Origin of the sequence: Cobetia sp. 1AS1, assembly GCF_029846435.1 — a bacterium.
Taxonomy (GTDB): domain Bacteria; phylum Pseudomonadota; class Gammaproteobacteria; order Pseudomonadales; family Halomonadaceae; genus Cobetia; species Cobetia amphilecti.
The window spans coordinates 108,409-127,076 of the sequence record NZ_JARWKU010000001.1 but is presented as its reverse complement, the minus strand read 5'-3'; the positions used below and the strand labels follow the sequence as shown (position 1 = coordinate 127,076).

14 protein-coding genes are annotated in these 18,668 nt (G+C 62.3%); 11 read left to right on the top strand and 3 right to left on the bottom strand.

All coding sequences use genetic code 11. The annotated features are described in order from the left end of the window. The first annotated feature begins 488 nt into the window (after positions 1-488). From QD280_RS00520 to QD280_RS00500, 5 genes are all read left to right on the top strand, one after another. Positions 489-1,787 carry an efflux RND transporter periplasmic adaptor subunit gene (locus QD280_RS00520; RefSeq protein ID WP_279837966.1) on the top strand — a complete coding sequence of 433 codons (1,299 nt, stop codon included), beginning with the start codon at positions 489-491 and terminating at the stop codon, positions 1,785-1,787. Positions 1,788-1,888: 101 nt separating this feature from the next. After that, positions 1,889-5,020, top strand: a complete 3,132-nt coding sequence (locus tag QD280_RS00515) for an efflux RND transporter permease subunit (RefSeq protein ID WP_054554968.1) — start codon at positions 1,889-1,891, stop codon at positions 5,018-5,020. A gap of 362 nt (positions 5,021-5,382) precedes the next feature. Beyond that, positions 5,383-6,885: a paraquat-inducible protein A gene (locus tag QD280_RS00510; protein WP_279837964.1), complete on the top strand. Its 1,503-nt coding sequence runs from the start codon at positions 5,383-5,385 to the stop codon at positions 6,883-6,885. After that, entirely contained in the window at positions 6,882-8,516 is a 1,635-nt protein-coding gene (pqiB, locus tag QD280_RS00505) for an intermembrane transport protein PqiB (RefSeq protein WP_054554969.1), read from the top strand. The genes QD280_RS00510 and pqiB overlap by 4 nt, the downstream gene beginning before the upstream one ends. An 11-nt stretch (positions 8,517-8,527) precedes the next feature. Continuing rightward, on the top strand, positions 8,528-9,223 hold the full coding sequence (locus tag QD280_RS00500) for an ABC-type transport auxiliary lipoprotein family protein (protein WP_279831377.1): 696 nt from the start codon (positions 8,528-8,530) through the stop codon (positions 9,221-9,223). A 119-nt stretch (positions 9,224-9,342) separates the two neighbouring features. Here the strand turns inward: QD280_RS00500 and QD280_RS00495 are convergent, their stop codons facing one another. The 3 genes from QD280_RS00495 to QD280_RS00485 all read right to left on the bottom strand — a co-directional run bounded on the left by QD280_RS00495 (position 9,343) and on the right by QD280_RS00485 (position 12,171). After that, positions 9,343-9,882, bottom strand: coding sequence for a glycine zipper 2TM domain-containing protein (locus QD280_RS00495; protein ID WP_279837963.1), 540 nt, complete (start codon positions 9,880-9,882; stop codon positions 9,343-9,345). Positions 9,883-10,251: 369 nt separating this feature from the next. Continuing rightward, on the bottom strand, positions 10,252-10,887 hold the full coding sequence (locus QD280_RS00490) for a hypothetical protein (RefSeq protein ID WP_043331848.1): 636 nt from the start codon (positions 10,885-10,887) through the stop codon (positions 10,252-10,254). A gap of 87 nt (positions 10,888-10,974) precedes the next feature. Beyond that, entirely contained in the window at positions 10,975-12,171 is a 1,197-nt protein-coding gene (locus tag QD280_RS00485) for a GGDEF domain-containing protein (RefSeq protein ID WP_279837961.1), read from the bottom strand. 709 nt (positions 12,172-12,880) lie between these two features. Between QD280_RS00485 and QD280_RS00480 the strand changes: the two genes are divergently transcribed. The 6 genes from QD280_RS00480 (at position 12,881) to QD280_RS00455 (ending at position 18,658) form a co-directional block, all read left to right on the top strand. Then, positions 12,881-13,381: a hypothetical protein gene (locus tag QD280_RS00480; RefSeq protein WP_043331849.1), complete on the top strand. Its 501-nt coding sequence runs from the start codon at positions 12,881-12,883 to the stop codon at positions 13,379-13,381. Positions 13,382-13,721: 340 nt separating this feature from the next. Then, on the top strand, positions 13,722-14,336 hold the full coding sequence (locus QD280_RS00475) for a CBS domain-containing protein (protein WP_043331851.1): 615 nt from the start codon (positions 13,722-13,724) through the stop codon (positions 14,334-14,336). 250 nt (positions 14,337-14,586) lie between these two features. After that, on the top strand, positions 14,587-15,201 hold the full coding sequence (locus QD280_RS00470; protein ID WP_192838452.1) for a hypothetical protein: 615 nt from the start codon (positions 14,587-14,589) through the stop codon (positions 15,199-15,201). A gap of 235 nt (positions 15,202-15,436) precedes the next feature. After that, complete coding sequence (locus QD280_RS00465) at positions 15,437-16,627, top strand: MFS transporter (RefSeq protein WP_279837957.1); 1,191 nt, start codon at positions 15,437-15,439, stop codon at positions 16,625-16,627. A gap of 349 nt (positions 16,628-16,976) precedes the next feature. Next, on the top strand, positions 16,977-17,750 hold the full coding sequence (locus QD280_RS00460; protein ID WP_279837955.1) for a DUF969 domain-containing protein: 774 nt from the start codon (positions 16,977-16,979) through the stop codon (positions 17,748-17,750). Next, positions 17,747-18,658, top strand: a complete 912-nt coding sequence (locus QD280_RS00455; protein WP_279837954.1) for a DUF979 domain-containing protein — start codon at positions 17,747-17,749, stop codon at positions 18,656-18,658. The genes QD280_RS00460 and QD280_RS00455 overlap by 4 nt, the downstream gene beginning before the upstream one ends. Positions 18,659-18,668 lie beyond the last annotated feature (10 nt).

The following is an 18,668-nucleotide window of genomic DNA, read 5'->3' as shown; positions in this document are numbered from 1 at the left end:
TCAGCACTTCCGCTCTTTCGCCCTCCCGCTTCCTCGCTCTCCCGACCTCACGCTGATCCGTCATGTGCTGACGACATGCATTCGCGTACGTGGTCGGGGAGTTCATCATTCAGACACTTCGATCTGATAACTTATTCAGAATTTGCGCATATTGATGCACCATCACTGACCTCGTCTCACCTGACTTGTGCACGCATCTTGAGTGAGGCGAGGCATGTGCACGCCTGCGGGCATGGCAAGCGAATTGCATTGTCTTGCATCCCCCTCCAAGACGTTCAGAATGCTGCTCACATGGCAACAATCTGTTGCAACAGGGTGCGCAATAACTGCACAAAACAACCATACAGTCGCCTCGCCATTCCGATAGAATAGCGGGCTAAATATATTCCTCATCATGATATCGTTGCTTTGACCTGCCGCGCCTGCGGTAAGTCACAATGTGGCGATAGTGACGCACTTCAGCCCCTGAATTTCGTAAAGGACGCTCCATGGCCCCGACTTCCCCCAGTCAATCCCGCTTGCAGAGACACCTATTGGCTTTCAATGCCCGCCGCCTCGGCCTGCTTCCGGCAAGCCTGCTGCTGGTCGGTGCCCTGCTGGCCGGCTGTAGCGGCGACAAGGAGGAGGCTGGCCAAGGCTCCGCCGCAGGCGCCAGCCAGGCCGCTCAGGTCGATGTCGTCACCGTCACTGCCCAGGATGTACCGCTCACCACCGAACTTCCGGGCCGCACGCGTGCCTATCAGATCGCGGAAGTGCGTCCGCAGGTCGGCGGCATCATCGAATCGCGCGACTTCACCGAAGGCAGTGACGTCGAGGAAGGTCAGGTGCTCTATCACATCGATTCGCGCACCTATCGCGCCGATGTCGAGAGCGCCAAGGCGAGCCTGGCGCGCGCCGAGGCGAGCCTCAACACCTCGAGCCTCAAGGCCAAGCGCTACAAGAATCTCGTCGCGCGCAAGATGGTCAGCCAGCAGGATTATGACGATGCCGTGGCCACCGTCGGCGAAGACCGTGCCGATGTCGCCTCGGCCAAGGCCGCGGTATCCAGCGCGCAGATCAACCTGGATTACACCAAGGTCACCTCACCGATCAGTGGTCGTATCGGCAAGTCCAGCGTCACCAAGGGCGCACTGGTCACGGCCAGTCAGGAAACCAGCCTGGCCACCGTCCAGCAGCTGGACCCCATCTATGTCGACCTGACCCAGTCCGCCACCGAAGTGCTGCGTCTCAAGCGTGAGCTGGGCGAGAATCGCGATGCCACCACCGCACCGGTCCAGACGGAAGTCGAGCTGGTGATGGAAGACGGCAGCGTCTATGGCGCCAAGGGCAAGCTGCAGTTCGCGGATGTCACTGTCGACCAGGGGACCGGCATGGTCACGCTGCGCGCACTGTTCCCCAACGAAGATGAGCTGCTGCTGCCGGGCATGTTCGTGCGTGCCCGTCTGACCGAAGCCGTCGCCAAGGATGCCATCCTGATTCCGCAGAAGGCCGTGAGCCGTGACAGCACGGGCCAGGCCAGCGTGATGACGGTCAATGCCGAGAACAAGGTCGAGGCCAAGCAGGTCGTGATCGGTCAGGCCATCGACAATCAGTGGCTGGTGACCAGCGGCCTCGACAGCAATGACAAGGTCATCGTCAGCGGTCTGCAGAAGATCAAGCCGGGTGCCACGGTCGAGATCGCCTCGGACGAGACAGGCACTGACCAGAACGCTGCACCTCAGTCGCGGACTGCTGCCAGCAGCGACTCCTCGGAAACTGAACAGGCCAAGACCGGCGATAGCCAGTAAGCTTGCCCCCGCTTTTCGCGCCACTGTCGCCAGTCAGACGAGAGACGCTTCTCGTGTGACTGGCGACCGTCCCGAACGACGTTCCAGGAGCCTCAAACGTCATGGCCAGATTCTTCATCGATCGCCCTATCTTTGCCTGGGTGCTCGCCATCATCGTGATGCTGGGGGGTATCTTCAGTATCCTCAAGCTACCGATCGAGCAGTACCCCTCGCTGGCCCCTACCAGCATCACCATCCAGGCTACCTACTCCGGTGCCTCCGCCCAGACGGTGGAAGACACGGTGACCCAGGTCATCGAGCAGCAGATGAACGGCATCGACAATCTGCTGTACATGAGCTCGACCTCGGACTCCCAGGGCAACGCCAGCATCGAGCTGAGCTTTGACACCGGCACCGATCCCGACATCGCCCAGGTTCAGGTACAGAACAAGCTGCAGCTGGCCACTCCGCGCCTGCCGCAATCCGTACAGAACCAGGGTGTCTCGGTCACCAAGTCTTCCGGCAGCTTCCTGATGGTCGCGGCCTTCGTCTCTGACGATGGCAGCATGACCAAGCAGCAATTGACCGACTATGTCGCCTCCGACATCCAGGATGAGGTCGCGCGTGTCCAGGGCGTCGGCGAGACCCAGCTGTTCGGCGCGCCGGGGGCCATGCGTGTCTGGCTCGACCCGCAGAAGCTCAACAACTTCAAGCTGACCACCAGCGACGTCACCACGGCCATCAGCACGCAGAACAACCAGATCGCCTCGGGCCAGCTGGGCAATCTGCCGGCGGAAGAAGGCCAGCAGCTCAACGCCACCATCGTGGCGCAGACCCTGTTTGAAACGCCGGAGCAGTTCGGCAACATCCTGCTCAAGACCCAGGAAGATGGCTCTCAGGTCTATCTGCGTGACGTCGGCCGCGCCGAGAAAGGCGCCGAGACCTACAGCACCGTCAGCCGCTACAACGGCAAGCCTGCTGCAGGCCTGGGGATCAAGCTGGCCTCGGGCGCCAACGCGCTGGACACCGTCCAGGCCGTCAAGGACCGCCTCGATGAACTGTCCGCCTACTTCCCGCCGGGCATGAGCTTCAAGGTTCCGTACGACACCTCGCCCTTCGTCAAGATTTCCATCGAAGAAGTGGTGATGACACTGCTGGAAGCCGTGGCACTGGTCTTCCTGGTGATGCTGCTGTTCCTGCAGAACTTCCGCGCCACCCTGATTCCGACCATCGCGGTGCCGGTCGTGCTGCTGGGCACCTTCGGGGTGCTGGAAGTGCTGGGCTTCTCCATCAATACCCTGACGATGTTCGCCATGGTGCTCGCCATCGGGCTATTGGTCGACGATGCGATCGTGGTGGTGGAAAACGTCGAGCGCGTCATGCACGAAGAGAAGCTCTCGCCACTGGAAGCGACCCGCAAGTCGATGGGCCAGATCACCGGCGCACTGGTGGGTATCGGCCTGGTCCTGTCATCCGTGTTCATTCCGATGGCCTTCTTCCCCGGCACCACCGGCGCGATCTTCCGTCAGTTCTCGGTGACCATCGTCTCGGCGATGACGCTGTCCGTACTGGTGGCATTGATCCTGACGCCGGCCCTGTGCGCCACCCTGCTCAAGCCGACCAAGGAGAAGACCACCGGCTTCTTCGGCCTCTTCAACCGGGTCTTCGATCGCTCCAACGCGCGTTACCAGAAAGGCGTTGGCGGCATGCTCAAGCGCACCGGTCGCTCGATGCTGGTCTATGCATTGATCGTCGTCGGCTGTGGCGTGGTATTCACGCGCATCTCGACCGGCTTCCTGCCGGATGAGGATCAGGGCTATCTGTTCAACCAGGTCATCTTGCCGGTGGGCTCCACTCAGGAGCAGACCCTCGAGACGCTGGAAAAGGTCGAGCATCACTTCCTGGTCGATCAGGAAGATGCGGTTCAGGAAATGTTCGACGTCGCCGGCTTCAGCTTCGCCGGTCGCGGTCAGAACATGGGCCTGGCCTTCATCAACCTGAAGCCGTGGGATGAGCGCGAGCGCGATTCCTTCAGCGTGGTCAGTGAAGCACAGAGCTACTTCGGCACCTTGAAGGAAGCCCTGGTCTTCGCCATCAACCCGCCGCCGATCATGGAGCTGGGCAACGCCAGCGGCTTCGACATGATGCTGGTCGACCGTGGCGGCATCGGCCACAAGGCACTGACCGACGCGCGCAACCAGCTGCTGGGCATGGCGGGCCAGAATCCGGCCGTGACCGGCCTGCGCCCCAATGGTCTGGAAGACAGCCCGCAGTTCACGCTCAATATCGATGAACTCAAGGCGACGGCGATGGGGGTCTCGCTGTCAGAGGTCTACTCGACGCTTTCCACGGCGTGGGGCTCGACCTACGTCAATGACTTCCTCGACGAGGGTCGTACCAAGAAGGTCTATGTGCAGGCGGAAGCCAGTGCCCGCATGCAACCGGAAGACCTCAAGAAGTGGTACGTACGCAACACCTCCGGCGAAATGGTGCCGCTGAGCGCCTTCATCAACGGCGAGTGGACCTACGGGTCGCCGCAGCTGGAACGCTACAACGGCGTCTCCTCGATGGAACTGCTGGGACAGGCGGCACCGGGTTACTCCACCGGTGAGGCCATGCAGGCCATGGAAGAGATGGTCAGCCAGCTCAACAATGGCGTCGCGCTGGAATGGACCGGCATCTCGCTGCAGGAATCGCAGAGTGGTGGCATGGCACCGTATCTGTATGCCATCTCGCTGGTCTTCGTCTTCCTGTGTCTGGCCGCGCTGTATGAGAGCTGGAGCATTCCGTTCTCCGTCATGCTGGTGGTACCGCTGGGGGTGCTGGGTGCCCTGCTCGCCACCTGGATGCGCGGACTCGACAATGACGTCTACTTCCAGGTCGGCCTGGTGACGACCATCGGGCTCTCGGCCAAGAACGCGATCCTGATCGTCGAATTCGCCAAGGACCTTGAAGTGCAAGGCCGCTCGCTGATCGATGCCACTATGGAAGCCGTACGCATGCGTCTGCGCCCGATCCTGATGACCTCGCTGGCCTTCACCCTGGGTGCCGTGCCACTGGCCATCTCGACGGGTGCGGGTGCCGCCAGCCGTCACGCCATCGGCAACGGCGTGATCGGCGGGATGATCTCGGCCACGGTGCTGGCGATCTTCCTGGTGCCGGTCTGCTATGTGGTCGTGCGCCGCCTCTTCGGTGAGCCGAAGGACCTCAAGCGAGCCCACGAAGCGGCCCGCCAGGAGGATGACCTTGTCTGATCTCTGATCACGACAGAAGCCTCATTGCTGTCACACTGCGTGACGGCCCTGCACGCCGCCCTCTCCGGGCGGCGTGCCTGTTTGCAGGCTGGCAATAAAAGGCGCGCTCACGCGGCAAGCATTGAGTGCCATCAGCCTTTTGCGGCATCATGCTACTATCGAACACTGTTTGCCTGCGCAGGCCTGGTGCTTCCACAGCTCCCATACCTTCGCAGGGCCGCGTGTGCATGGGGCCAGACCGCTGACGGCGCATCCCCGAGAGCGCAGCCGCAGGCGTGGTCAAGCCGCGGCTGACAATGCCTCTGCGCATGCCCCGAACACGCGCGGCACGGCGATACACCACCCGATCCCGCTGGAGCGACATGCCTCGTCCCCTTGCTGCCCTGCGCCGCTACACCCGGCGTACCTTTGAAACCCGTGATCCGCCGCAGGTGTTCGCGCCTGTCACGTCAGGCGTGTCACGGCGGCGGATGCGTGCCTGCGAGTGCTGCGACCTCGTCGTGGCACTGCCGGCGCTCAAGGCCGGCGAGCGCGCCCGCTGCCCGCGCTGCGATCATCTGTTCGCCCAGCGCCATGCCCATGCCGTGCAACGCACCCTGGCACTGGCGATGGCGTGCCTGGTGATGCTGGTACTGACGCTGCCCTTCGAGTTCATCGCCTTTGCCACCAGTGGCATCTCGGCAAGCCTCAGCCTGATCGATACGCCCGCCGCCCTGACGGCCGAGTCCTATCCTTCCCTGGCCGTGCTGCTGATCCTGACCATCGTGATGCTGCCGGCGCTCTACCTGCTGGGCGTCATCTATACGCATGCAGCCATCGGGCTGAAACTGCCCTTGCCGGGCATTCGCGGCATTGCGCGCACCCTGAGCCACCTGCGCCCGTGGATGATGGCGGATGTGTTTCTGGTCGGCGTGATGGTGAGCCTGGTCAAGATCGCCGGCATGGCCGATATCAGTTTCGGCCCTTCCTTCTGGGCGTTCTGCGCCTTCGCCCTGCTGATGACCAAGACGCTGGCCAGCATCGATGGGGATCGCATGTGGTTCGCGCTGGCGGGCGAGCCAGCTGCCCCCAGCGGGACGTTGCCGGGTATCGGCGCCGCCTTGCAGGGACTGGCCAGTTGCCATAGCTGCGGCCTGATCAATGCCTGCGGCGAACGGGAGGCTCACACCCACTGCCGCCGCTGTGGCGACCCTGTCCATCAGCGCAAGACGCAGAGCCTGCAGCGCACCTGGGCGTGGCTGATCGCGGCGGCGATTCTGTACATCCCCGCCAACCTCTTCCCGATCATGACCACGGTCAGCCTCGGGGAAAATGACCCGCAGACGATTGCCGGTGGCATCGTGGTGCTCTGGTCACATGGTGACTGGCCCATCGCGATGGTCATCTTCATCGCCAGCATCCTGGTGCCGGCCTCGAAGATGATCGCCATCGCCTGGCTGTGCATCAGCGCCCAGCGCCCCGAGGTGCAACATGCGCGAGCGCGGGTGACCCTGTACCGCATCACCGAATATGTCGGGCGCTGGTCGATGGTCGATGTCTTCGTGGTGGCGCTGCTGGCCGCGTTGATCCAGCTGGGCGCGCTGATGTCGGTCCACCCGGGGCCCGCGGCGCTGTCCTTTGCCTGCGTGGTGGTGCTGACGATGCTGTCGGCGTTGAGCTTCGACCCACGCCTTGTCTGGGACACCGAGACGGAGAAGACGATGATGGCGAACACGCTGTTCGGTGATCTGCCGCTGACGCCGCTGACGGGCTCCGCGTCTCTTGCCGCGTCCTCGCAGGCCACGCCTCCGTTCACGACGCCATTCACGACCCCGAATGCCTCCCGCAATCCCCCTTCCGCTGCCGCCTCACAGGATGACTTATGAGTGATGATTCTCGCGCACGTCGTGAAAGTCGACGCCGCCTTTCGCCGATCTGGATAGTCCCGATCGTGGCCCTGCTGATCGGCGCCTGGATGGTGTGGCACAACTACGCCAGCCGTGGCCCGCTGATCACGATCGAAATGGAGACGGCGGAAGGTATCGAGGCGGGCAAGACCCTGATCAAGACCCGGAATGTCGAGGTCGGCAAGGTCGAATCCGTGCGTCTGTCGGACAATCTCGACAAGACCATCGTCACCGCGCGCATGTCCAAGGACAGCGAGCGCATGCTCAATGCCGACTCGCGGCTCTGGGTCGTGAAGCCGCGCATCGGTCGTGAGGGCATCAGTGGCCTCAACACCGTGCTGTCGGGGGCCTATATCCAGCTTCAGCCCGGCGACAGCCGCGATGAGGAGGACCACTTCGTGGCGCTGGAGCAACCGCCGGTGACAACGCAGGACGCCAAGGGGCTGCGCATCGACCTCACCAGCAACGATGGCAGCGTGCTCTCGGATGGTGACCCCGTCACCTATGAGGGCTTCGTGGTCGGGCGCGTGGAATCCAGCGAGTTCCGCCCCAGCGAGAAGGAAATGCACTACACCCTGTATATCGACTCGCCCTACCATGAGCTGGTGACCTCCACCACGCGCTTCTGGTCCACCAGCGGGGTCAGCCTGCGCCTGGATTCCCAGGGCCTGCAGGTCGATGTCGGGTCATTGGAAAGCGTACTGAGCGGCGGGGTGGCCTTCGGCATTCCCGAAGACCTGCCGCGTGGTCGTCCGGTGGTCGAGAACACCTCCTTCACGCTGTATTCCGACCAGGAAGAGGCCCGTGAAGGCAGCTTCCACCAGGCCATCGACTACGTGATCATGGTCGACGATACCGTGCGTGGCCTGTCGCGCGGCGCGCCGGTGGAATTCCGCGGCGTCCGCCTCGGCACCGTGGTCAGCGTGCCCTATCGCCTGACCCACCAGCGCGTGCGGACGCTGTCGAGCTTCGAGATTCCGGTGCTGATTCGCATCGAGCCCGAACGCCTCGAGGGGCAAGTGGATGATGAAGGCGTGGCCCAGTGGAAGAAGCGCCTCGAGCGCCTCTTCAAGCGCGGCATGCGCGCGACGCTGAAATCCGGCAACCTGCTGACCGGCGCCCTGTTCGTCGATCTCGACTTCTATGACAACCCGCCGCCCTACAAGGCTGATACCTTCGATGATATCGAGGTCATGCCGAGCGTCTCGGGGGGCCTGGCGCAGATGGAAGCCAAGCTCAATGCCCTGCTCGACAAGCTCAATGCACTCGATGTCGAGCCGGTACTGAGCAACCTGAACAAGACGCTGTCGGCCTCCGAGAGTCTGGTCAAGCGCCTCGACAAGACGGCCGGTCATGTCGATAGCCTGTTGGGTTCCGAGGCGGTACAGAAGCTGCCGGGCGACATCAGCACCAGCATCGACAACCTCAATCGCACCCTGGATGGCCTGACACCGGATTCTTCCGCCTACCGCAAGCTGGAAGGCGATCTCGAACGACTGGACCGCGTGCTCAAGAAGGCGGAACCGCTGCTTGATACGCTGGAGAAGAACCCCTCCAGCCTGATCTTCGACAAGCCGACCACTCGCGATCCGATTCCAAGGGCCCAATGATGACGACAGCCATGAGTCTCTCGACCCGCACAGCCGCCATGCCGCAAGCGTGCAGCGCGTCTGCCTCACCGCGCACTTCCACGTCGCACAAGGGCCGCTTCGGCGGCCTGATGGCAGGCTTGCTGATGCTCGGCACACTGGCGGGCTGCACGACTGCCGCCACCGGTGGCGCCTACCTGCTGCCACAAACGACACAGGCCGGTGCCCAGCGCAGCGTTGCCGCCGATGCGCCCCTGCTGGAAGTGATGCCGGTGCAACTGGCCAGCTACCTGGAAGGCGGCAGTCTGGTCTATCAGACGGATGACATCACGCTGGTACAGGCCAGTCAGAACCTGTGGGCCGATGACCTGCAGGACATGCTGACCCGCCAGCTGCTGACACAGCTCAAGGCCAGCCCCGCCCAACCGCTGAGCCAGTACCGTATCGCGGACACCAGCCTGAGCGGCCTCAAGGGCGCACGCCTGAGCGTAAGCCTGGATCGCTTCATCGGCCGCCACGATGGCCAGTCCGTCATCACCGGTCGCTGGCGCCTGCGCGGCGTGGATGGCAGCGTGCTGGAGGAAGGCGACATCCAGACGCTGACTCCCCTGACGGATGACGGCTATCCGGCGCTGGTCAATAGCCTGGGCGAAGGCTGGCGTGTGACTGGCGAGCAGTTGGCACGCGAGATCGCCAAGGCACTGCCAGCCACGGCGGATGCCAGCTGATGACCTGACGGTCTGATGGAAAAGAGCACGGTTGGATGCCCAGAAAGCTGGATGTCCAGAAACCAGAAGCCCCCCGACGGAATCCGTCGGGGGGCTTCTGGTCTGGCGGCTAGCTGGCCTCAGCCTTGCTGGGGCAACACCAGCTCACCGTCACGGATCTCGAAGCGCTTCACATCCGGCTTCTCCTCGAGACGCACGGTGCGGGTCTCGTCACCCATGTCGACCTTGACGTCGTAGCCGACCACCTTGTCTGACGCGTCCTGCACCGTTTCGCAGCGCTGTTCGGTCGTGGTGTAGGTGTCGCCCTTCTTCATCTGGCCCTGGATCTGGTTGCCGGCATAACCGCCACCCACGGCACCCGCGGCTGTCATCACCTTCTTGCCATTGCCACCGCCAAACTGATTGCCCACCACACCGCCGACGATCGCGCCAACGGCCGTGCCCACGACATTGTGGGTGTCCTTGCTGGGAGCCTGATGCGTCACGGTCTCGTTGTGACAGACCTCGCGCGGGGTGGTCACGGTTTCCGTCACGGCATCCACCGCCACGATATCGGCATATTCAGGGCCTGAGTTGCTGGCCGTATAGCTGCCGATCGCCACTCCACCGCCAATGCCCAGTGCAGCCACGATCGCGCCAATCAGGATGGACTTGTTCATGCGTGTTCTCCTCACCGAATAGTGTTGCAGCCTGGCTCGTCGGCCAGTCAGCCATGCCCCTGGATGACACTTGAGGGGCTTGCCGCTGCGTTCGGAGAGTAATCTAACACTGTTCGATAAACTCGGTAATGTGGCAACTTCACCACCCGGTCGTCGCCATTTCGCAACATCGGACATGAAAAAGCCGGGTTCTACGCTAGATCATGCCTTATATTAGCAATTTCTTGGCAAGCAGGCTTGCGGCCAGAAAACCCCGCTCATCGTCCTGGCGCTGACGCACAGGGCTGTACGAGTTGGACAAGGCAAGGGCCGGTGCGAGCGCCTCAGCTCGCACCGGCCCTTGCCTTGATAGCGCTGACCGCAAGTCACTCAGTCCAGCTGATTGGCCGTGATGGACACGGCTTCATCGTTGCAGAACTGCACGCGCACATCTTCCCACCAGTTCAATAGACGGCAGGACGTGTCATCGGCAATCGTCTCGCTGATATCACTGGGCTTGCCCAGCAACGAGATGGCCTGAGCCTCGCTCATACCCTGCACCAGATAGCCATCATCCAGTGCTGAACGAATGCGATACTGGCGCTGACTCTCCTCACGTGCGGCCAGGGCACGCTCCTTCTCACGCGCCAGGCGCTGTGCGGTCGGGTCTTCGCCTGAAGTCTCTTCTATCACGTCAGCGGCGGGTACCACCGTCAGCGAATCATCCAGCGTGACGGGGGTATCGCCCTGCTGGCAAGGCTGCTGCTGCCAGGTGGGCACCCCCGCCTGGACACAGCGAAAGATGCTGTTGTTGGCCTTGGCGGCAGGCGGCAGAGAGGGTGTCGCCGGGTCGGCAATCACTTGCGCCCGGGGCGCCTGCCCGTCACTCGAAGACGCTGCAGCATTCGGCGACTCCTCCGCCTGAACCGCCGCAAGCGGCATACCACTGACCAGCGTCGCCACCAGCAGTCCCCGCAAGAGCCGGCGCGACACCTGGCGCGAAACGCTGCCACAGGAATCCATCATCAACTTGTCTCTCCGCTTGGTGAGAGCGTGGATCACGCACGGATATCACGCCCAATGAGGTGAAATGGCAAAGCCATCATCCTTGCGTCAGCGCTTCCACTGATAGACCTCATCGGCGGTCTGCACATCGTCATGGTGACTGACATCAGAGCGACTGGGGGTCGAGGCCGCTTCGCCTGATCCATCGCCCGGAGTGTCCAGTGGCGGCATGCCTGGCATGGCCAGCCTGTCGTGGCTGTGATCGGGGCGGTGGTCGTGATCAGACGGCTCGATCTGATCGAGACTGGCTGCACCGTGATCGGGCGTATCCCAGACGGTAACCACCCGATTGCGCCCTTCGCGCTTGGCACGGTACATGGCCTGATCGGCACGCTGCAGAAGGTCCGGCAGCAGTGATTCCGCGCAAGCGGCCGGTCCGCCCTGGGCCACCCCAATACTGATGGTGACCCGCAGCAGCTGGCCGTTGCTCAGCGTGAAGGCACGACTGTTGATCGAGAGCAGCAAGCGTTCGGCTGCGTGCTGGAGCCCTTCTCTGTCCTCCGTCGGGCACAGGGCCACGAACTCTTCTCCCCCCTGGCGGCACAACTGGTCACTGCCGCGCAGGTGGTGACGCAGCCGTTGCGTCAGCTCTATCAGCACCTCATCGCCAATCGCATGCCCTTGGGTATCATTGATGGCCTTGAAGTGATCGACATCGATCATCAGCACTCCCAGGCCACCACGACTCAGCAGACGCGGCCCCTCTTCCAGCAAGGCAAAACGAGACAGTGCCCCCGTCAGCTGGTCATGGCGCAAGTCTCGACGGTAGCGCTTCTCGCGCTGCTCTGCCTCCCACCCGATCTGCACCGCCACCACTGCGATGAAGGTGACGGAAATCACCAGGTTGACGACACTGGCCAGCGACATGAACTCGTAGGAGACGATATAGACCGGACTGGTGAGATATTGGGCGCCGATATAGAACAGCAGCAGGACACCACTGAACAATAGCCGTTGAATGCGTGACAGGGACGCAATACAGATAAAGAAGATGGCGACGATATGGAAATACTCGAAGCCACCCTCGGCGCCGAACTGATATTCCCACCATGCCGCCTTGGCTGACATCGGCACCACCAGCAACAGCAACGCGGAATTCATGTACCCCTTGCGGTGGAACATGATGGCCAGGACGTTGAGCAGGACGCCGATGACATTGATCACCACCGGCTGCGGATAAGGCTGCAGGCTCAGCAGAGCGAAGTAGCCCAGCTGGCAGCCGAGCGCACTGATATAGATCCACATGAACAACTGATAAAGCACGAGGTGCCGCTCAGCCAGCCCCGCCGGAGCTGGCCACCGCCACTTCATGTTTACCGTGCGCAAGACACCCTGCCGACTTCCCGGTTTGCGACGGCGATCTGCTTTCGCCATGATTCCTTCCTCATTTACGGCACTTCCCGTGTGCCTCCGCTGCGCGCTACCTGATGATTTTACCTGCCTATTCTATCTCACGCTGCTGTATGAAACGTGACAGCCCTTACCAGTGCGCATCCTACAAGGCATGCAACGCAAGTCAGGCATGTGATTCACGTGTACCAGGCGCCCTCCCCTGCGAGACTGGCAATTCCATCACAGCGGCGTGGCTCACGTAGCAGGAGCCTGAGCGTGAAGCATCAGCAATCTCGAGGATCAGCAGTCGAAGATTCTCACAAAGTGGGCCTTGTGGGTGACTTGCAGAGTAGTTCAGAGAAGATTTAAGCCCTAGATTCAGTCGTGATGATGACCGGGCTGGAAAAAGTCCGTGACCAGTCAATGGTACTCTTGAGCATGGCAATGCTGACACCTCGCCGCCAGCCTGCATGACCCGGACCACCTGACACTCGGGCCCTCCTCGACGTCTGAGGCAAGAACCGGGCAGACAATCGCCCGCCTTCGTGACACCATCAGCGCCTGGACATGGCAGTAGCCGTCACCCACTTTTCCCCGCCGTTTTTAGAGAAGAGAGACTGTAATGGACGCGACCACTCTGACACGCGACTTCCACCTGTGGCAGCGTTTCTCCAAGCAAGACCGCCTGGAACGTGAACATCGTGCTGCCCGCCGCAAGATCGCCGAAGCTGGCACCATGGCGACGCGCATGATCAAGGCCTATGAAAGCATGGCCGCCAAGGGCGTCTCCGAGAATGCATGCTATCGCACCATCTACAAGCAACGCGATGCGCAGGGTGAGATCATGGTGCGCGAAGGCTGGCTCAAGGTGCGTCGTGTGGTCGCGGAAGGCGGCACCACGCGTCTTCGTGGCACGCTGATGACAACGTTCAGCCTGCTGGAGGGTGAGCAGGAACCCGCCGATGCCAGCGTCGAGAAACTCACGCTCGAGGTGTATGACGAAATCGTCGCCGGCACCAAGATGAAGCTGGCCTGCAAGGTGGACCGTTGCGACGCCGATGACCAGACGGACTTCATCACCTTCCTGGATGCCGTACGCGGCGACCTCAAGCAGTGGGTGTGACGCGCCCAGGCGTGTACGCCAGCCCCTGATGAAGGGATGACTCCCTGAATCAGCTCAATGATGCCCACTCGCCTCGTGCAGTGGGCATCATTGCTGTCAGGGGCAAGAAAACTGCTGGCTCATGCCAGTACCGGCCTGCCGGGGCCTTTGTTTCCCAAATGGAATCTATCCATTTCCCACCTCGCACAGATAGCGACGAATATTGACCTGATAGACCGAAATTCCTGTCACTGTTGCGACAGTAGCAACCTGAGGTTACCCATCGTGCAGGAAACTCCTGGCCCTCGCCTGACTCATAGTATGCAGAACATGCTCATCATCTGATTACAGGAGTCAGTCCATGAATGCCATTGCACCGTCGGCTTACCATACCCTCGACGTCGAAACGCTCTCTCATGTCACCTCCGCTCGCCTGCCTTTGCAGCCGATCGGCGACATCACCATGGATAGCCCGGCCAGTGAGCTGGTGACGGACTTTGCCGTTACCGCCGGTCGCAGCATTCAGGGCAGCGCCTCCATCGGTCAGGCACTGGCGACCATGAAACAGGCGGGGGTGCGCCTGCTGCTGGTCCACGATCATGATGGCACCTTCACCGGCGTGGTGACTTCGCGTGAGCTGCAGGGTGGCCGAGTCGTGATGCGCGCCATGACCCGCTTCAATGTTCAGCGCGACGAAGTCACTACCGACATGGTGCAGATACCCCGCGCGGAGCTGCAGGGCATTCCTCTCGCCGTGCTCAAGCGCGCCCGCGTCGGGGACCTGGTCGAGACGCTGCGTCAGAGTGGCGAATCCCACCTGCTGGTGACCGAGCAGGGCGATGATGGCAAACCCAGCGTGCGCGGTCTGGTCGCCGCCTCCCGCGTCGGCAAGGCCTTGGGGCTCGATCTGGAACACCCGCCGGAAGCACGCAATTTCGCTGATATCTGCCGGGCCGTGCTGGGCAAGTACGAGTGACCCGACAAGGGTAGGCAGTGTTCTCAGTCATCTGGCTGACAGAGGCGTCATGAAGCCGCGTCCTGACAAGATGGTTTATCCCCAGACTGGTGCTTGATTCGGGAAAAATGCTCACAAACGGCGTATGATGTGGCTATCAGCGCGAGATATCACTTGGCAGGCAGCATGGAAGCGCCTGTCGGTCAGAGAGATGACTCGGGCTCTGACGGATATACTCAGCCAACGGATGGTGTAGATGAGGATTTCAGCCATGCCATTACGCTCACTGCGTGATCATCTTTTCAAGCAGCGCCACGTCGAGGTGCTCGTCATCAAACAGATTGATGGCGAGCTCGTGCATGTGTGTGGTGCCGGCATCGTGGAAGGCAACGGCAGCGTCAGTCACAAGCGGCGTGAGCTGCAGCGTGACAACCATGCCTTCCCGGTGCGCATGCATGATGGCAATCAGGTACTTCAGCCGGACGACTTCAATCGTCTGGTGCTGCTGGAGGAAGTGACTCTGCATCCCCTTGGCTGCCAGCCGAAGGAAGCCATCTCGCTGGAGGTGGCTGGCCATCGCTATCGTGTCGCGCATACCCCCATGCGCTGCTGGCACTTCCGCGGCCACCTCGTGCTGGAGCGCACGCCCCAGGGCATGCTGCTGAGCACCGAGGACATGACCCTGATTCGCGCCAAGGCGAGTCGACAGCCAATCTCCAAGACGGCACGCGCCAATGCCGAGCGCCTGCAGAAGACGCCCGCATGGCGCAATGTCGCTCCCCGCGGCCACGATGTGCATGCCGACGGCGCCACGACGCGTCAACGCGCGGCAGCACGCAGGGTCGATAGCGCGACACGCGAGCTGGAGCTTGAGCCCAAGTACTGAGGCACAGGAGCGGTGCACTGCAGCGGGGACATTGAGCCAGGACAGATGCATTGAGACAGGCTCATTGAGAAAGGCCCATCGAGAAAGGCCCATTGAGACAGAACGCTCGGCAATTGCCGAGCGTTCTGCTGTCCAGGGCCCGGTTAGAGGAAGAGCGGCTCGCGGCAAGACAGCTTGAGCATATGCCGGTATTCTCACAGACCTGTCCTCTCGTTCAGGTTTCCTCATGCGCCGAATGCCAGCATCCCTATTCCTGCTCATCCTGATTCTGGTCGCCCTGAACCTGCGTCCGGCGCTGTCATCCCTGGCACCCCTGCTGGATCGCATCACCCAGGACCTGGGCCTGAGCACGCTGGCAGCGGGCCTTCTCACCACACTGCCCGTCGTCTGCCTGGGACTGTTCGCCCCGCTGGCGCCGCGCCTGGCCCGCCGCCTGGGGGTAGAGCGCACCCTCAGCCTTGCCCTGGTCACTCTCGGCATCGCCCTGTGGTTGCGGGCCAGCGACATGGCACTGCTGCTGTATCTCGGCACCCTGTTATGTGGCGGCAGCATCGGCGTCGCCGGCACCCTGCTGCCCGCCATCGTCAAGCGCGAGCATCCTGAGCGAGCCGACCTGTTCACCGGCGTGTACACCATGGCGCTATGTCTTGGTGCGGCGCTGGCCGCGGGACTCAGCGTGCCACTGGCCAACCTTCTCGACAGCTGGCAAGCCTCATTGGCCTGCTGGGCGCTGCTTGTGGTGATCGCGCTTCCCGCCTGGCGCCTGAGCATGCCCCACCCGTGGCCAGAGAAGATGACCAGCCATCAGCAGGCCACCCCCCGCCTGTGGCACCTGCCGCTGGCCCGCCAGGTCACCTTCTTCATGGGCTGCCAGTCTTCCCTTGCCTATATCGTCTTTGGCTGGCTGCCTTTCCTGCTTCAGCAGCGCGGCCTGAGCGATATCGAATCCGGCTGGCTGATGGCCGCCTCGGTAATGGCACAGGTGCTCACCGCCCTGTTGGCCCCCGTGATCGGCCGCATGGGGCGCGACCAGCGCCCCGCCATCCTGCTGCTGTTGTCCTGTACCGCCATCGGCCTGCTGGGACTGATGATCGGGCCGCTGTCCCTGCGCTGGCTGTTCGCCGTGCTGCTCGGTTTCGGCCAGGGGGGCAGCTTCTCGATGGCATTGACGCTGCTGGTGCTGCGCACCTCCGATGCACGTCTGGCGGGCGCCCTCTCTGGCATGGCACAAGGCACCGGCTACATGCTGGCCGCCCTCGGGCCACTCGCCGTCGGCATTCTGCTGGAAATCACGGCCGACCTGCGCGTGATCGCGTCGCTGTTCGCGCTGATCCTGCTGAGCGCCGCCATGCTTGGCTTCCAGGTCGGCAGGCGTCGCCGTATCTGCCTGCGCGAGGATGGCAGCACCGAAGTGGTCGATGGCTGACATCTTCTCCCCTCAAGGGGTGAGGCAAGGCCCTACCAAGGCATCAATATTATCTGTCAGCCATGTCTGGATGATAGATTTTATCGATACTACTTGTCGTTGAAATTTATATATTCCGAATGTCTCATTTGGATTCCTCTGGTGTCGCTCTACCCTCTGAGTTCTCGTTGTAAAGCAACGAAACATTGCGCCCTGCCATGTTCGAACTGCTCGGCCATGGTCAACCAGCCAGGCAATGTTCGACCTGCTTCGCAACGAGACCCTCATAACAACAATCTCACACCCAGAGGCACATGCTCATGTCCTTCGAAAGGATTCGATTGTCCTCCCCCTGCTCGGGAGACACCTCATGCTGTCATTGATCGGCGTAGCCATCATCGTCATCGGCCTGGCACTGCGCCTCAATGCGCTGCTGGTGGTGCTGGTGGCAGGTTTCTCCTCCGGCCTGGTGGCCGGCATGTCACCCACTGAAATTCTCGCCGCGCTCGGTCAGGCCTTTACCGACAACCGCGCCGTCTCGCTGTTCATCATCACCCTGCCGGTGATCGGACTGCTCGAACGCAATGGACTGCGCGATCAGGCCGAACATCTGGTCCAGAAACTGCGGGCCGCCAGCGCCGGGCGCATCTCCTTCAGCTACCTGGTGCTGCGCAAGGCGACCAATGCCTTCGGTCTGCAGCTCGGTGGCCACCCGGCGATGATCCGACCGCTGGTCGCCCCGATGTCAGTCGGTGCCGCCGAACGTGATCTCCCCGAAGAGGCGCTGAGCTCGCCACGCTTCAAGGCCCTGAGCCAACGCATCCGCGTTCTGAATGCCGTCAGCGAGAACTTCGGCAACTTCTTCAGCCAGCTGATCTTCGTGGCTTCCGGCGGGTTGTTGCTGATCAAGAGCGTGCTCGACAAGAGTGGCGCCAGCGTCAGCCTGGCCGACATGGCGCTGTATGCCATTCCCACCGCGCTGGTGTCACTGGTGGTGGTCTTCGTGCTCTGCCGCCGGCTGGACGCACGCATTCGCCGTGAACAACAGCTGCTGCGCGAGGAATACCCCCAACCCTCCGGCCAGATCAACGCGACACCAGGCAAGGACACCTTCACCACTTCTGCGACGGAGAGCCACTCATGAATGGTATCGATGCTCTCTACCTGATCACCGGCTTCGCCATCATGGCCTTTGCCGTGCTGACACTCACCGATCGAGAACATCCACGCAGACTCGGCACCAGTGCCTTCTGGATGATCTTCGGCATCAGCCTGGCGTTTGGACAATGGCTGCCCGACGTCGCAGTCGGCCTTGCCATGCTGGCGCTGGCCTTGCTGGCTGCCACCGGCCAGCTCGGGTTCGGCAACTACGGCCAGTTGAGCGATGAGGCGCGTCAGGCGCGCCGCAAGCGCCTGGGGTCGCGCCTGTTCATCCCCGCGCTGGTGATTCCGGTCGGCACCTTCCTTTACACCCTCACGACAGGTCAGAGTGCGCTGGTCGGCCTGGGCGTCGCGACGGTACTGGCCTTTGCCGTGGCGCTGCTGCTGCTGCGCGAGAGCCCGGCGACCGGCATGCAGGAAGGTCGCCGCCTGGCCGATGCCATCGGCTGGGCCGCCATCCTGCCGCAATTCCTGGCCGCCCTTGGCCTGCTGTTCGATCAGGCCGGCGTCGGCCAGACCATCGCCGGGCTGGTCTCGAGCGTGGTGCCGGATACCAGCCTGATCGCCTGCGTGATTGCCTACTGCGTCGGCATGGCCGTGTTCACCATGCTGATGGGCAACGGCTTCGCGGCCTTTGCGGTCATCACCTCCGGCATCGGCTATCCGCTGGTCATCGCGCTGCATGGCGGCAACCCGGCCATCGTCGGTGTTCTGGGGATGCTGTCCGGCTACTGCGGCACGCTGATGACGCCGATGGCCGCCAACTTCAACATCGTGCCGGCGGCCCTGCTGGAACTGGATGACCGCTACCACATCATTCGCGCACAGATACTGCCTGCGCTGGTCATGCTGGCCGCCAACATCAGCCTGATGTTGCTGCTGGCCTTCTGATCTCCCACTC